Genomic DNA, 576 nt, shown 5'->3' with positions numbered 1-576 from the left:
CTGTGGCCCGGCACTTGGAATCGGCATGGATGCGCGGCCAGACGCTGACGCTGCGGCACTGGCGGGGAGCATGGATGCAGTGGAGGGGCCCGCACTGGCGGGAACTCGACGACCAGGAAGTCCGTGCCGACCTGTACCGGAAGTTGGAGAACGCCACCTACGAGCAGACCGTCAAAGGCGAGGTAGAGGTACGCGACTGGTCGCCGACGAAACGGAAGATCGCTGATCTGACCGAGGCGATTACCGCCGTCACCCACCTGCGCCCGTCCGTCGACGTGCCCCAGTGGATCGGTGATCCCGCCTCTGCGCACGGAAGATCCGCACCCGTGGTGGCCTGCCGCAACGGGCTGCTGAACGTCTGCGACCGGGAACTGTCGCCCCTCACACCGGAGTTCTTCAACCTGGTGTCCGTCCCGTTCAACTACGACCCCGATGCGACCGCCCCGCACTGGCTGGCCTTCCTCGAACAGCTATGGCCCGATGACCCCGGCTCGGTCGAGGCGTTGCAGGAGTGGTTCGGCTACATCCTGGGCGGGGCCACGGACCAGCAGAAGATCATGCTGATGGTCGGCCCGT

General features: G+C 66.1%; 1 pseudogene. It reads left to right on the top strand.

Features of this window, described 5'->3' with window-relative positions:
- Positions 1–29 precede the first annotated feature (29 nt).
- Positions 30–576 (top strand): annotated as a pseudogene (locus JAO81_RS44215) (NTP-binding protein); the annotation flags it as partial.

Origin of the sequence: Streptomyces sp. N35 (assembly GCF_016464295.1) — a bacterium.
GTDB lineage: Bacteria > Actinomycetota > Actinomycetes > Streptomycetales > Streptomycetaceae > Streptomyces.
The sequence above is the reverse complement of the archived record's forward strand: the minus strand, read 5'-3'. Positions and strand labels throughout refer to the sequence as shown.